Raw genomic sequence first — 16,407 nt, 5'->3', positions numbered from 1 at the left:
CATGTATTGGCAGATTTCAAGGGCTATCTTCAGACCGATGGCTACGTGGCCTATGATAAAATAGGAAAACGAGAAGGTGTTACCCACCTAAACTGCTGGGCCCATGCAAGAAGGGAATTCGATAAAGCGAAGGACAATGACAAAGAGCGTGCGGAAAAAGCCTTGACCTTTATCCAAAAACTCTATGCGATAGAAGCCAGTGCCAGGCAAAGGGAACTAAATCCCAAGGAGCGAAAAGCCCTAAGACTGGAGGAGTCCCTACCGGTGATCAATGAATTTGGAAAATGGCTGTTCCAGCAGATGAAGCAGCAACTGATCCTTCCCAAGAGTCCCATTGGAAAAGCTTTCCGATATACCATGGACCGTTGGGACCAGCTCAGCGCCTATCTTTATGACGGCATCCTGGAGATCGACAACAATTTAGTGGAGAATGCTATCCGTCCCTTAGCCCTGGGAAGAAAAAACTACCTGTTCGCAGGCTCCCATGATGCCGCACAAAGGGCCGCGGGCATCTATTCCTTTTTTGCTACCTGCAAAAAACACGAGGTAAATCCATATGAATGGATAAAGTATACCTTGGAGAATATCATGACCATCAACCATAAGGACATCCGGGACCTTTATCCACAGAATTATAAAAAACTTAAAAAAGCGTAAACATACTACAGAGGGAAGACCTTAGAAGAGTTAATCTGCCTTGCAAGACGTGGTTCGTGGGATGGATACGCTTGTTTTAGATAAAGAAAAGAACTTTGAATTATCAAATTCTTATCTAACTTCAGGTCTTCAACGCATAAATGATCTTAAAATTAGCCCTAAACCCTATTTTACCTCCAATTATATGTATGATTTAAATCGCGCGACTATTATTGAAGGTTATGCATATCATTATTTAATAAAAGAAGAACTAGATACTGCGTTAAAAAATTATAAAGAGGTGCTTTCAATTGCTAGCGATTTAAAGAGGGTTAGCTTAAGAGTTGATATATTGAAAAAGATTGGGTACCTCTATCAAAGAATGGGCGCAGTAGATAAATCAACCGAATATTTAACAAAATATATTAATCTTAATGATAGCTTAAGGGTAGCCAAGAATAAATCTTTAAGTATTCCTCTTCAGAACTTTATTCAGAAAAAGGATGAGGAGCCTTTTCTTCATAATTCTTTTTATACAATTCTATTTATAGTATTATTGGTTTTAACCTCTATATTGATATCTGTAAAATTTAATCGAATAAAAGTAAGTCGATTGGAATTAAAACTAAATACTGAAATAGAAAACAAAAAATCTCAAATTAATACCTCTACAGATTTAAATCTTTCAAAGAAAACGGAAAATGAATTACTAGAAAAACTAAAAAAATTTGAAGAAGGAAACTCTTTTTTAGATAAAAATATGTCGTTTTCAACACTAGTTGGGATTTTAAATAGTAATTCAAAATACTTAAGACAAGTTCTTAAAAACAATAAAAATACAGATTATAATCAGTACATAAATCAGTTGCGAATTAATTATATAGTTAATAGATTAAAGACCAATCCTGAGTACTTAAATTATAAGATTAGTTATTTAGCAGAAGAATGTGGATTTTCTTCGCATAGTAAATTTTCAGCTAGTTTTAAGAATGTTACTCACGTATCTCCTTCACAATTTATAGCCAATTTAAAAAATAAGTCAGCTGAAAAAAAGTCAGTTTTAACTTAAAGTATATAAAGATCAAATCTCATCTGGGGAAGTCTTTCACCTTGCCCACTCAAAACTCCATTTGCTTCAACCTTCAAAAGTAACTTTTTATTTGTAGGAATTTTAGCGTTAATTCTTGTTATTGTTGTAATTCATTTGTAATCAGCTTGTTGGGTCCTGTCTATTTTACGGAAAATAGGTGTAGGTTAAAATTTTCACCAGTTTCTATCAATTAAATTTGCCGAAAATTACAACTGATAGATTAACCCTATCCATTTTAAATAATCCTGTTAATTGTTCTTTTTGCATTTTATGTCCTAATTAAATGGTTGCGAAACAAAGAGAGAAAAATTCAGATTTATGATTAAAATGTTTCAATTAATTGTTCCTATCGCAAGTTTTTTACAGTTCATTCTTGCGGTCCAAAAAGAAAATCACATTTATGAGTAATTTAAATTTTTACCGGTATTATTTGGAGTCCCACTTTGACGCACTCCCGTTTATTGTCAAAACAACCTTAATTCTAATTGTGATATTGATTGTTCTATACCTACTTTCTTTAGTTAGAATATTTTTTATTGCTTATAAACAGAGAAATGAGTATCAACGCAAGGAAAAAATAAGACGGAAATACGAGTCTCGGATAAAAGATATCCTCTATGATAAAAATAATGTAAAAGCCGATCAAATCAATATTAATCTTGGAATAGGGGAAAAAGGATTAAAGTCTTGGGAAAAAGTACAAATTACCAACGTTTTGTTGGATCTAATAAAGAAAGATGAAATTAAATACTCATAATTATAAAGAGATATTATCGGCATTGTCCTTGCCAGAATTTTGGGAGGATCAATTGTCTACCAATGATATAAATACTAATAGTATTGCTCTAAGGATGCTACATGGGATTAAAGATAATATTACTGGAGGAGTGATTTCCCTTCGAACTCAAACAGAAAACAAAGATATTCGAAAGTTTGCTAAAAGTATATATTTAGAAGTTGATTCAACTGATGCCTTTAAATATCTGGAAGATGATTTTGATAGAGACTTTAATGCTTTAGACGAGTTAAGAATTCATTCAGCCTTAAAGAAAAAGAATCAGGAAAAGCCCTTACCGCCTCTAATGCAATGGGTTAACATGGCGCAGAAAATTGAATTTAAGATTTTTTTGATTAAAGAAATTGGCTTTTTTCAACAAATAGATTGTGCTCCACAATTATTGGATTTGTACTTACAAAATGTAGATTATTCCATTAAAGCACAAATTGCAGACACTTTAGGATTATTGGATTATGATATTGCTGTCCCAGTGTTCATAGAAAGCTTCAATTATAACCCTCAAGAGGTTAAAGATAAAATTATCGATGCACTAGGTAAGTTAGGAGGTGAACAAGCATTAAGTTTTTTAGAAAGTATTTATTATCAAACTTATAATAAGGAAACATTAATTAAAATATTACTTAATATCCGCTTAATAGATCATGATGGAAGTGTCTATTCCAAAATAGAGAATAGTGTTTCCACGGATTTTGAAAAAATCGCAATTTCTTATATCGAGAAGAACACTTCTGAAATTTTTGAACTATAAATAAAAGTTCACAATTTAAATATGGAATACATTACATATTACTATCAATATCTCATATATTTTTATGCAACATTAATATCGGTTGTGTATGTGATACTTGCTATTCTTGGTTATATAAATATTTCTAGAAGCAAAATAAAATATACTACAAGGGAAGAAGATAAATTGAAGAATAATCCCGAAATAGCTCCAGGGATTTCAGTTGTAGCTCCTGCCTTCAATGAGGAGGTAATTATTATAGATAATGTTAACTCTCTACTCAGCTTAGATTACCCGAATTTTGAAGTTATAATAGTGAATGATGGAAGTACGGATAGAACACTCGAACTTCTTATTAATAATTTTCAATTACGAGAAATTCAGTTTCCTTATATCGAGAAACTTAGATCTAAACCGGTGAGAAGAGTTTTTAAATCTAACCTTAATAAATATAAACGGTTAATTATAGTTGATAAAGTAAACGGTGGTACTAAAGCTGATGCTATGAATGCTGGATTAAATGTTGCCAAATACGATTATTTTATTAATACAGATGTAGATTGTATATTAGCAAGAGACACACTAACTAAGATAATTCTTCCAGTATTAGATTCAAAAATACCTGTGATAGCAGTAGGTGCTACTATGCGTATGGTAAATGGATGCGAAGTAAACGAAGGTGAGTTTTCCAGTGTAACTCCACCTCGGTCATATTTCCCGTTGTTTCAAGAAACTGAATATCTACGATCTTATCTCGTTGCAAAGCTAGGTTGGTCTATAATAAATTGTATCCCCAATGTTTCTGGAGGGTTTGGCCTTTTTCGGACTTCTACGGTAATAAAGGCGGGAGGCTTTGATCCTCAATCGCACGCGGAAGATATGGACATGACCTTAAGGATGATAGCTAATGAAAGGGAGAATGAAAGGAAATATCGCATTGTTCAAATACCCGACTCTTTATGCTGGACTGAAGGACCACCTAACCTTAAAATATTAGCGCGACAGCGAAAAAGATGGGGAAGAGGATTGTTGCAAATATTTGTGGTACATAGAAAGTTTTTATTTAATCTAAAATATGGAAGAACTGGATGGATAGTAATGCCTTATGCACTCATTTTTGAACTTTTGGCTCCTATTATTGAATTTACTGGGTTTTTATTCCTTGTTTATTTGATGTTAACCAATCAGGTTAATTTTTCTACATTTTGGTTAATGCTTCTATTTGTATACCTCATAGGGGTTACTATTTCACTTATTACTATTTCTTATGACTTATCTGTAAAAAAGGTATATAGAAGTTACACGGACTATCTTTGGCTAATATTATTTTCCTCCCTCGAAGCACTATTTTACCATCCATTAATAGTTGTATTTAGCTTAAAAGGGTATTTGGAATTTCTTTTCTTAAAGGAATTTACCTGGGGAAAAATGACTCGTCAAGGTTATTCAAAAACAAGTGCAAACGAAATTATTGGCACAACCTCTCCAAAAGCATAACTATCTATTTTCCATAGAACAACTTATTAAAAATGAAAAGTAAAATTATTAGTGGGTTACTTATCCTTATCACACTATGCATTAATAGTGCCCTTTTAGCTCAAGAAAAATCAGCCTTAGATTATAATTTAGACTATGTAGGTAAGGTAAAGAGATATTTTGAAAGTGGTAATTGGGAAGCTGGGAAGAATACGATTCAGGAGGGCTTGAAAATACATCCTACCGATAGTGATCTAATAATGCTTTTGGGAAAATATAACTATCATAAAGGTCAGCTCGATGAAGCTCGTTATCAATTAAATCGAGCCTTGGTAGTTAATCCAAATAATATTGATGCTAAACAGATTTTAGTTAATGTCGAGGTCGATTCTAAACGGTATTCCAGTGCTATCTGTTATGTAAATGAGATTTTAGAAATTAGGCCCTACTGGCGTGATCTTTGGAGTAAAAAAATAGAGCTTTACGAGTTGCAAAACAACCATATTGAGGCTAAAAGACTTAGAAAACGTTTAAATCAGATATACCCCAATGATAAGGAGTTAAAAAAGGACTACTTGTACGGTTTGGAATTAGAGGCACATCATAGTCGGATAGAAGGGGAATTAGACGAAGCAATTGCGTTGAGTAAAAAGCTTTTAAAGGAAGACACTCAAAGAGAGGATTACTATATAAATGTGGTCAATGACCATCTTAAGGCGGGGGATCCATACATTGCATTGACTTATGTAGAACGTGGTTTAAATCAATTTCCGAAAAGTACAATGTTAATATATAAAAAAGCAGGAATCTTAGCGGATCAGAATCGATATAGTGAATTGCTAAACTTTCTACAACAAAATGCAATCTATGATCAGTATAATTATTACCTAAAGGAAGCTGCTAGAAATGCCAAGGAAAGCGAACCTGCCGTATTGTATGGTAAAGTATTTTTGAAAAACTTAGGGGATAAGGAAGCTTTCTCTTATATATTTAATGATGCATTAGGAAAGCAACAGTATCAAGAGGCCTTGAATTTATTGAATAAACATCGGCAAGCAGTAGGAGCTTCCAAAGAGCTTTCTGTTAAAGAACTAGCTATTTATAACCTAATGGGTAATGATTCTAAAGTAGCTTCACTGACAAAAGAGCTTTTTTTTCTATACCCAATGGATTCCGATATCAAAGAAGCATATGTGAATAATATGCTTCAAGAGGGAAAAGATAAAATGTTAAATGAACGCTATACTGAAGCTATAAAAGCATGGGAACAAGTTAGCATGCATAGCGACTTAGAGCTTAAACGAATAGCAAAGACATCAATTTTTAATGCCTCGCTAGCTCAAGGAAATTATAAAGAAGCTTTAAAGGCATTAAATGAATTGGACGTTATAGAACCGGGCAATAAAGATTTATTAATTAAAAGAGCTGAGCTTTATTTTCAGCAAAAGAAATATCAAGATGCAACCTCTGCTTACGAACAAGCTATTAACTTTTCAGAGGGAGATAATAAGAGTAAAAATCTAATTGGTTATGCAGATATGGTGATACAAATTATAAATAGCCTTAACCATGATTTTCGTTATAATGAAGCTTTTCGTTTTGTAAAGAAATGGTTGGAGGTAGATCCTGATTCTCAATCTGCTTACCATTACGCCATTAGATTTGCTCATTTGACAGGAGATGATGATGCTTTGTACAAATACGCAAAAAGAGGAGACAATCGTTTTCCAAAAGATGTATTTTTCAAGATAAAATTAGCAGAAATAGATGCTGTATATGCTGATGTTGAAAAGTATGGAGAAATTTATAAAAACTTATTATTAGAGCTCAAAGCTAATCGCTATAACCAAGACCTTATAAATGCTTTTACTCAGTTGACCGAAAAGTACACCCTAGAATTAATTAAAAATAATTTGAGTGAGATATCAATAGGTAAAATCGATACAGCATTAAGTTATTCCCCAAGCAATAAATCACTAAAACATATAAAAGGGCTAGCGTATGAGAAAGTAAAAAAATATGATTCGGCATATTATTACCAGTCCTATTACGAACCTTCTATCATGGAGTCCGAGGCCTTTATAAGGCGACAAAACTATTTAAAATATAAAACTTACAAGAATCAATTAAGTCTAAACTTATTAGGTAGTAACCATGGAGATCAATTTTCTATGAACACCCTATCTACAATAGAGTATAGTCGTTTGGACAAAAGAGACACTTACATTGGAAGAGTGAATTATGCAGGTAAACTTTCTGGTAAGGGTGTTCAGGTACAAAGCGAATGGCTACATGATTGGAATGAGGAATCATCTACATTATTGAATGTTGCTTTATCCAACCAATTTTTTCCAGAGATCACAATAAATGCATCCTTATACAAATATCTTAAATTTTTAAATGGAGTTCAGTACGAAATAGGAGTGGGATATCGAAAACTTTCCGAAGATATACCTGAGGGGATTGTTTCCAACAAGGACTTGTATAACATAGTTGGAGGAATTAGTAAAGAATGGGATGAAATTCGCTTGAATATGCGATTGAACGGCTTAATTCTAGACAAGAGTTGGCTATATAACTTTTCATTAGATGCCCGCTACTTTTTTTATTCTCCCAAAAACTATTTTACCGTTGTTGGGAGTTTAGGTTCATCACCTGAAATTGAATTGGTTGACTATCAGATGCATAGTGGTTTTTCGGTATTGAACACGATGCTAGGAGCCGGATATCAGTGGAACCTATATAAAAACCTTTATGGTGGTATTTTAGGAACTTGGTACAATTACAAAGGAGGAGAAGGGAATTCAGAAAATCAATACAAAAACCTTTATAATCTTTATTTCAATATCAATGTGGCATTTTAGTATTTATAGAGGCGTTGCTTTCTTATTTATGTGGGTAGGGAGTTTTGCCTGGGCCAATTCAAATATAAAGGCTAAGGCTTACGTCCTAAATGCAATAGAAAATAATAGAAGTGATAATTGGGCTGCTTATGCTTATAGTCATCTTTTGAAACGTAGCCAAGATAAATCTACAGTACAATTTTTAAAAAACCAACCTTTGAATAAAATCCCTGAAGGAACTAGAATTATTCAATTTCATCTTGTAGCCGATTTAGAGCATGATTATTGTATTGAGGACTACCCGAATAGAACAGTTTTACGATTTAAAAATGATAAGACAGCTGTTTGGATAATCTATCAATTAATAGATGCCATTGCTGAGGTGGATAATCGATTTCAAGCAAGTGATCTTCCACCTAGTATAATTAATTTTGAAACACATTGTAAGGATTTTGATTTTTCTTATCGTGAACCACACTTCTTACCTAACCTTGAAAAGGGCTATTCATCTATAATTGGTACGAACAATGTTGATACAGATTGGGGTCTGTGGGGACACAATCTTGGAAAAGTTGTAAATAAAGAGGTCGGGAATGATATTTATTCTCGAGTTGATGGAGACCGAGTTTCGAGAGAACAATTTTGCTTTTCCTCTGAATTATTGGTTAACTCTACATATGATTATATTATCAATCAATTTGGCGATGGTACATCTGTTAGCTACCGCTTTATGATAATGCCACAAGACAACGATTTAGTTTGTACTTGCAATAACTGTATTAAATTGGGTAATACCACGACTAATGCAACACCAGCGGTTACAAATTTTATTAATAAACTAGGGAAATTATTACCTCTACATTATTTTTTTACATCTGCATATCGGACGACAATTGAGCCTCCAACATACAACCTAGGCTCTAATATTGGAGTTTTTATTAGTACTGCAGACTTACCAAGAGGCATTAATCTTAAAGAGGATCAGCCTTCTATTAAAACGTTTATAAGTCAGTTGAAAGTATGGAAAGAAAAATCACCAGCTATTTATTTATGGGACTATGCGTCAAATTTTGATGATTATCTAACGCCTGTTCCTGTACTTTTTGGATTGCAAAAGCAATTACGCTTTTTTAAAAAATATAAAGTAAAAGGAATTTTTCTCAATGCAAGTGGTTATGACTATTCTTCATTTGACGACTTAAAAACCTATATTTCAGCTGCCTTGTTAATGGATGTTGAGGTTAATATTGAAAAGTTAATTAGAAGGTACCTCCAAAGGAATTATCCTAAAAATCATCAATTATTGGCTAAGTATTATTTGGAAATTGAAGATAATTTTCAGTCTTCCAACAAAGCTTACCCTATGTATGGAGGAATGAGAGATATTTTAAACACATACATTGATTCTGATCATTTTATTGATTTTTATAACAAACTGAAGGAATCCATCTTAAAAACACAAGGAATTGAAAAGGTTAAGCTTAAAAAGCTAATAACTGCATTGTCATTTACTAGGCTTCAAATAGCCTATACCAAACAAGAAAGTAAATTAGAGTACAATCTAAAAAACAGTATAGAAACATCAACAAGGCAAGGATATAAAGAATGGATCTTAATGCTTAAAGATTATGATAAGTATACGGACTTGAATAGCTATAGGGAGGTTGATGGTGATTTAAAATGCTATTTGGACACTTGGCAAAGTTTACTGTCTGGGAAAGGGTATAAAAATTTATTGAAGGGAACAACGATTGAATCAAATTTTAAACTAGAAAGTGATTATAATGAAACCTATCTATTAAATGACGGCCTTCCTGGATTTAAAATGGATTACCATCAAGGTTGGTATATTAGTAGCAAGGATTCTACACAATTTAGCATTAAAACTCAAAATATTCAAAATGCGAAAACTATTAAACTACGCTTTCTTGTCTTAAAAAAACATAGGTTTCATCTCCCAAAAATACTTGAATTTTACTCTGATGGTAAATTAATTAAAACTTTTACAGAAAAAGATATTGATATCCTTAATGGAATAGCAGAATTGGAGATAGATATAAATCTTTTCGGAACTGAAACACTAACGGTAAGAATTGAAAAACCCTTTGGTAGATATAATATCGGTTTAGACGAAATTCAGATAAATTAAATACTATGAAAAATTTAGTTGCATTATTGATTACACTATTCACTATTTTAGGTTGTGAAGTGAAAGACAAAGAAACTACGCTAAAAATAATAGATAACAACAGACATTATTATCCAATCTTGCAAGGTCAGGAATTAAATGTGGTCTATGTTGTAAAGAACACTGGGAATTCTCCATTTATTCTTTCCGATATAATAACTTCTTGTGGATGTATTGCTGCTAAAAAATCATCCATTAAAACAATACCTCCAGGCGGGGAAGGACGCTTATTATTGACCTACAATAGTAATAAAAATATAGGTTATGTTCAGCATCATATTGCCATTTATGGAAACTTAGCCCATACCGATAAAATAGAATTAGTATTTGATTTAAATGTAGTTCCTGACTCACACTACAGTAAGGATTATGAAGAGTTGTTCCAGTTAGAAAGAGATAAAAGATTGGAGCATATGGTAGAGAGCAGGGAAAATAATAGGACATATTATTTAGATAAGGATATAGGTGAACATGGTTACAATTAGTATCTTCTATTTTCTCAACATTTTTGTGAGTTCAATGATTTTTAAAAGAAATATATTACTTGTATTTGGAGTTAATTTAATGGTGGTTTTGACGGACTTTTAGTTGTAAATAAATTAGTTCAAATACCAAATCAGTAGTTATATCCAAGAGATTATTATGGATATATAGTATTATAATCTTACTCTCCGAGTGTTGTCCATTAATCGTTGTTTTAATGTATGCATAGGTTTTGTAAATATTCACAAGGCTGTAGAAGTTACGAGAGGGGTATTTATATTGGACTTAAGGAACGTTTTTATTTTTTTATCTACTTAAAAGTTTTAAACTAATAATTCTAAATTTCTTTAAACTACTGTATTATCCTAAAATCTTACTTTTATTAGTAAATAGAAATTACTAGATGGATTGTAACGGGAGCCATGTTAGTATATAAGTTCTATATACTGTCAAGATTGGATATGTATTAAATATCATAATTGTTACTAGAATCAATTTTTAAAATATGAGGACTTAAATGGTTGCAAAGTTTAGCTTAATAAACATGTAAATCATTGACAAACAGATTTTTAATGCGTCATTGCTAGTTTTACCTAGTTTTCTAGCTCTATTCAGGATAATTTTGTTAAAATGTAATAGTATACCGCCCCAACCTCAAAATTTGAATCCCTTTTATTTACCTGCTTTCTTAGGCTAAGGTTATTGCGTATTTGATTAAAGATAACTTTAAAAGTTTATTTGATTAATATTATCATTTCAATCCCTAAAGTATTAAGGAAAATCAAAGCTTGAAACGTCTATTAAACCTTATATTTACTGATTTTTTAGATGTATTTCTATAAATTATTATTTAATATATAAGCTCGGGATTTTATTTACAATGAAATGGACTTCTTTATTTTTAATATTAACCTGGTTTACATCTTTTTCACAGAACCCTGAATTTGATAGTATCTATAATAATATATCACGCAATTTAGTATCAACCAGACCAGTTAAAGCTTTAGTAGAGACTGATTATTTATTTGAAATTTCAGCCAATCAAACTGAGCAGGCTAAGGCTCTAATGTTAAAAGCATCAATTTTACGACAAAATGGCTTAACAAGTGAAGCTATAAAGCTTATTGAACAAGCAGATGGATTATTTAGTTCAAGTGAGAATTACATATATATAGCACGATTTAATGGATTGCTTTCTACTTTGTTTAGGGAGAATGGGATAACCTCCTCTGGAAAAAAAGCATTAAATAAAGCAATAGAGGCAAGTGAAAAAATAAAAAACAAAAATGACGCTTTGAGATTTCAGGGAAATCTGCAGCAAGAATTGGCATACTATGCCATGGAAGTAGGAGATCATACAAATGCAATAATTTATTTAAAACAAGGAATTGAACTTTTCAATAACCTAAACAAGAAATATGATCCTAACTTTCATTTAGCAACAACTCACGAGTTACTTGGGAAAAACTATTTATTACTGAAGAAATCAGATTCCGCATTTATTAATTTTGACCAGGCATTGCAACATCTTCATATCTCTCAAAATCCAAACAGTCCATTAAAAGGGTTTATTTATAATGGTTTAGGAGCAACTTATCAGTATCAGGATGAATTTGAAAATGCTCATACTTATTATCTAAAAGCATTAGATGTTGCAGAAGCTTCGAACTTTTATAATCTAAAAGTCGAGGTCTATAAGGCTTTAAGGGACTATTACAAGATTATAAGTGATAATGACAATTTTATATTGTTTACTGAAAAAAGAGAGAAACTAATAAACATTGCAAGACAAAGTCAAATAGATATTGCTAATAAGCTAATACGGAGACTTCAAGAAAAAGATAAACCTATAAAATGGACAAATAAACATGTGCTTTTTTTTGGCATTAGTTTTTTGATACTTATTATCATTTTTGGTACATATATCTATAAAAGAAAGAGGGACTTAAGTCATCTTCAAAGGTTGCCGGATAATAATACATCTCACAATTCTGCATCTAAAACTAAAAGAGATGAGGAGAAAAATTATATGTCCCAAGAAACCGAGAGTAATATTTTACAAAAATTAAAAGAATTTGAGAATTCCAACCAATTTTTAGATAAAAATATGTCGTTTTCTACACTCGTTGGTTTTTTAAATAGTAATTCAAAATATTTACGGCAGATATTAAAAAGACATAAAAATACGGACTATAATCATTATATAAACGAGTTACGAATTAATTATATTGTTAATAGATTAAAAACTAACCCCGATTACTTAAATTATAAAATCAGTTATTTAGCAGAAGAATGTGGTTTTTCTTCACATAGTAAATTTTCAGCCAGTTTTAAAAATGTAACTCAATTATCTCCTTCAGAATTTATAATGAATTTAAGAGATAAAACCGTGGACATATATTGAATACGGGGCTATCTCGGAGTGATTATATCAGTTTTATAGTAGCAAACCGTGCGATGTGAAAAATACTAAGAGAATCGATTAAATACCCCTCTAAATCTTAGTCTTCTACTAATTTTAATACGTTTTGTCATGAGATTTTTGGGAATGTAAAGCTTTAATAGATTAAAGATTATTCTCTGTGAATTAAATATTTTTGTATCTTGGAAGAAGTAAAAACGAGTGATATTTACTTTCATTTAGTTACACATTTGATTAACATGTCAATAGCGGGATTTTACATTAAATAAAAACGTGTAAAGTGCTGGTAATCAATTATTTGAATAGGTTGTATGGATGCTGTCATCCCGACCAATAAACACGGGGCTTTCAAGAGATTGGAAGCCCTTTCTTTTTTAAGTTATTTTATCTCAAAACCTATCCATTCCAAACTTGCACATTTCTTTCAATAATGTCTAAGAGCTAGATTACCGGGAATATCTGTCAATTTCTTTTTGCAGATAATATACCATATATTATTTATGAGCATCCACTGTAATCACAAGGTGCTTTTTATGAAATATTTCCTATATGACTTTTGAATTCCCCAATAGAGGCTACTTATTGTCAATTGCCAACAACAAAACAGACTAAGAAAGAATGCCTTATCAGTCAGTTTGTTTTGTTGAAAATCATTAAAACAGCCTAGCTGCTAATTGTACCCTGGCAAACTTTAAGAACGGATTCGATAATGTTGTTGCTGAAACGGGTAAGTTATAACCCCCTAATTTAAAGGTTTTCGAGGGTGTAAGCCCAATATTAACCAGAGCAAAATTTTCATCTCCATATAAATGCGTATCTCCATTCAATGAAAATCCAGTACCTACAAATCCATTTAAATTGACTTTTGAGTCTTTTACCAAAGGATAAGATACTTGAAGATACGTAGAATACCGCTGCTCAAAATCCAAGTCATCGGAATATTGAGAATCCCCACTTCCAAATAAAATCAAATCTAGCTCTAAAGTTAACGGAAAGCTTTTTCCAAAGTGATAAGATGTTCTTAGGTTGATTAAGTGTACTGAAGTTTCTTTGTTGTAATCCCAAACATCAGGCCTGTCAACTCCTCTAGTGTTGAATAAATCCCAAAGCCCAATAGAGAATCCTTTATTAGCATATTGAACATAATAGTTTATTTCTTTATAATGAGATCCGTCACTTTCATTTGAAAAAAGAAATTCCTCTCCAAAAACCTGTTGTTAAACTACCAGATTTATTTAAAGTTACTATAGTTGGCACACGCAACATAGGGTTGTCTGAGATTATTAAACCTCTCCATAAATGATTTTATTTTAAATCTACGGTAAAATCTGTAGGGCTATCCTTAATTTCTGATTTCTGTGCTTAAACCATTTGTATTGATATGAATGCTGCCAAAAGTAGGTGTATGGTCTTTTTCATTTATTAAATTTAATTGGGTTTAATAGTATGTTGGTTATAGGACTATTCCATATAAAACTGCTGCGATCACACCTCCAATAATAGGTCCTACAACAGGGATCCAAGCGTACCCCCAGTCGCTACTACCTTTTATGGGTAAAATCGCATGCATTATTCTTGGCCCTAAATCCCTTTCTGGATTAATAGCATAACCCGTTGTTCCGCCTAAAGAAAGACCAATGGCCCAAACTATGAACGTTACAGGAATTGCTCCTATGGACCCCATACCTATGATTGTTTCTGTCTCGTTCTGCTGAAAACTAACATCAGTGAAGAAAAAGATAGCGAACACAAGAAAAAATGTGCCGACAATTTCACTAACCAAATTGTTTAGAGGGCTTCTGATTGCAGGATCGGTACAGAAAACCGCTCTTTTTAGACTTTCATCTTCGGTTTTTTCAAAGTGGTTGCTGTAGACTAGCCAAACGATAAAGGCTCCTAGCATAGCTCCTAAAAATTCTCCTAGTAGGTATATGGGTACTGATTCCCAAGGAAATTTACCCGCAACAGCTAACCCAATGGTAACTGCGGGATTAAGATGTGCTCCACTGTAAGGTCCTGCTATTACTACACCTGCGTAAACTGCTAATGCCCAACCGGTGGTAATTACAATCCAACCGCTATTGCTCCCCTTTGTTTGATTTAATACTACATTGGCGACAACTCCGCCCCCGAGTGTAATTAGGAACATTGTTCCTATAATTTCTGCTATAAATGGTGTCATGATTTAAAGTTTTAAGTAGGTTGTAGTTATTTAGTCCAATGTTCTAACGCGTCAATTGCTTTATACCAGCGTTTAATCCCCTCATCCGTTTCGGTTCTATCCTGAGTAGGTTTAAAGTGCACATCCGCTTGCCAAATTTCTTGAATCTCTTCTATGTTTTTCCAATATCCAACAGCAAGGCCGGCTAGATAAGCTGCTCCCATGGCAGTAGTTTCAACAACTTTTGGCCTAACAGTTATGGTGTTCAGGACATCGGCTTGAAACTGCATTAACATATCGTTTACTGTAGCGCCACCGTCAACACGTAACTCTTTGATAGCGATTCCGGTGTCTGCTTCCATGGCCTTAAGAATATCCATTGTTTGATATGCAATTGATTCTAATGCCGCTCGTGCAATATGAGCATCTGTAGAACCTCTTGTTAATCCAAAAATAGTTCCTTGTGCATATTGATTCCAGTGTGGTGCGCCAAGACCGGCAAAAGCTGGTACAAAAACTACACCTTCGGAGCTCGGTACCTCATTGGCCAGTTTTTCTACTTCTGCTGAAGTTTTTATAAGTTTAAGACTGTCTCGCAACCATTGCACTACAGCGCCTCCTACAAATATGCTTCCTTCTAGTGCGTACTGAGTTTTTCCGTCTATTTGCCACGCCACTGTAGTTAAAAGATTGTTTTGAGACAATTTGGGTTTATCTCCAATATTCATAAGCATAAAACATCCAGTCCCATAGGTGTTTTTTACCATCCCTTTTCTTATACACATACTACCAAATAAGGCCGCTTGCTGATCTCCTGCAATTCCGGCAATTGGTATAGGTGTTGCAAAAACAGTAGTTTTAGTATGACCATATACTTCACTAGACTGCTTTACTTCTGGTAACATACTTTTTGGAATAGTAAATAGTTCTAAAAGTTCATCGTCCCATGCCATCGTATTGATGTTATACATTAATGTCCTAGAGGCATTAGTAACATCGGTGACGTGTTTTTCTCCTTTGGTAAAGTTCCAAATTAACCAAGTGTCTGTGGTTCCTAGTATAAGATCACCAGCTTCTGCTTTTTCTCTTGCTCCTTCTACATTATCTAAAATCCACTTTACTTTAGTGGCAGAGAAATAAGAATCTATAACAAGACCAGTTTTTGAACGAATTAGATCTGTTTTTCCGTTGGCTGTTAGTTCGTCACAGTAAGCCGAAGTTCTTTTATCTTGCCAAACGATGGCATTGTAAACCGGAATTCCTGTTTTACGATCCCATACTATAACAGTCTCTCTTTGATTGGTAATTCCTATGGCAGCGATATTAGTACCATTTAATCCTTTTTTCACAGTCGCTTCTGCTGCGATCCCTGCTTGTGTTGACCAAATCTCCATAGGATCATGTTCTACCCACCCTGGTTTAGGAAAGTATTGGGTAAATTCTTTTTGAGCAACAGAGATGATGTTACCTTTTTTATCAAAAAGTATCGCGCGTGAACTTGTTGTACCCTGATCAAGAGCAAGAATATATTTGTCCATTTTATATGGTGAGTTAGTGAAAAGAGTTTACCCTTTTCTGATTA

At 32.9% G+C, this 16,407-nt stretch carries 12 protein-coding genes; 9 read left to right on the top strand and 3 right to left on the bottom strand.

The features are described from left to right. The 9 genes from tnpC to H344_RS0118790 all read left to right on the top strand — a co-directional run. Nucleotides 1-657 (top strand): IS66 family transposase (gene tnpC, locus H344_RS0118830; RefSeq protein WP_026811683.1); only part of this gene is annotated, 657 nt, incomplete at its 5' end. Between the two features lie 61 nt (nucleotides 658-718). Beyond that, a complete protein-coding gene (locus H344_RS21310) occupies nucleotides 719-1,705 on the top strand; it encodes a helix-turn-helix domain-containing protein (RefSeq protein WP_051254404.1) in 987 nt (328 codons plus the stop codon). A 421-nt stretch (nucleotides 1,706-2,126) separates the two neighbouring features. After that, nucleotides 2,127-2,483: a hypothetical protein gene (locus tag H344_RS0118820; protein WP_026811682.1), complete on the top strand. Its 357-nt coding sequence runs from the start codon at nucleotides 2,127-2,129 to the stop codon at nucleotides 2,481-2,483. After that, the gene (locus H344_RS0118815) at nucleotides 2,464-3,273 is read left to right on the top strand and encodes a HEAT repeat domain-containing protein (RefSeq protein WP_026811681.1); all 810 of its coding nucleotides are present in this window, start codon (nucleotides 2,464-2,466) and stop codon (nucleotides 3,271-3,273) included. Before H344_RS0118820 ends, H344_RS0118815 begins: the two co-directional genes overlap by 20 nt. Before the next feature lie 21 nt (nucleotides 3,274-3,294). Continuing rightward, the gene (locus H344_RS0118810; RefSeq protein ID WP_026811680.1) at nucleotides 3,295-4,749 is read left to right on the top strand and encodes a glycosyltransferase family 2 protein; all 1,455 of its coding nucleotides are present in this window, start codon (nucleotides 3,295-3,297) and stop codon (nucleotides 4,747-4,749) included. Nucleotides 4,750-4,781: 32 nt separating this feature from the next. Then, nucleotides 4,782-7,592: a tetratricopeptide repeat protein gene (locus H344_RS0118805; protein WP_026811679.1), complete on the top strand. Its 2,811-nt coding sequence runs from the start codon at nucleotides 4,782-4,784 to the stop codon at nucleotides 7,590-7,592. After that, entirely contained in the window at nucleotides 7,579-9,720 is a 2,142-nt protein-coding gene (locus tag H344_RS0118800; protein ID WP_026811678.1) for a DUF4838 domain-containing protein, read from the top strand. Before H344_RS0118805 ends, H344_RS0118800 begins: the two co-directional genes overlap by 14 nt. A 5-nt stretch (nucleotides 9,721-9,725) precedes the next feature. Next, entirely contained in the window at nucleotides 9,726-10,244 is a 519-nt protein-coding gene (locus H344_RS0118795) for a DUF1573 domain-containing protein (RefSeq protein WP_026811677.1), read from the top strand. 878 nt (nucleotides 10,245-11,122) lie between these two features. Then, nucleotides 11,123-12,646 carry a tetratricopeptide repeat protein gene (locus H344_RS0118790; protein ID WP_026811676.1) on the top strand — a complete coding sequence of 508 codons (1,524 nt, stop codon included), beginning with the start codon at nucleotides 11,123-11,125 and terminating at the stop codon, nucleotides 12,644-12,646. A gap of 671 nt (nucleotides 12,647-13,317) precedes the next feature. Here H344_RS0118790 and H344_RS22245 read toward each other — a convergent pair. The 3 genes from H344_RS22245 to glpK form a co-directional block, all read right to left on the bottom strand. After that, nucleotides 13,318-13,635: a hypothetical protein gene (locus H344_RS22245; RefSeq protein ID WP_240485027.1), complete on the bottom strand. Its 318-nt coding sequence runs from the start codon at nucleotides 13,633-13,635 to the stop codon at nucleotides 13,318-13,320. Between the two features lie 482 nt (nucleotides 13,636-14,117). Further along, nucleotides 14,118-14,846 carry an MIP/aquaporin family protein gene (locus H344_RS0118780; protein WP_026811675.1) on the bottom strand — a complete coding sequence of 243 codons (729 nt, stop codon included), beginning with the start codon at nucleotides 14,844-14,846 and terminating at the stop codon, nucleotides 14,118-14,120. A 26-nt stretch (nucleotides 14,847-14,872) separates the two neighbouring features. Continuing rightward, nucleotides 14,873-16,363, bottom strand: a complete 1,491-nt coding sequence (gene glpK / locus H344_RS0118775; protein ID WP_026811674.1) for a glycerol kinase GlpK — start codon at nucleotides 16,361-16,363, stop codon at nucleotides 14,873-14,875. Nucleotides 16,364-16,407: the final 44 nt, after the last annotated feature.

It is taken from the genome of Arenibacter latericius DSM 15913, from assembly GCF_000424985.1.
In the GTDB taxonomy this organism is placed as follows: Bacteria; Bacteroidota; Bacteroidia; order Flavobacteriales; family Flavobacteriaceae; genus Arenibacter; species Arenibacter latericius.
This window is presented reverse-complemented; position numbering and strand designations above follow the sequence as displayed.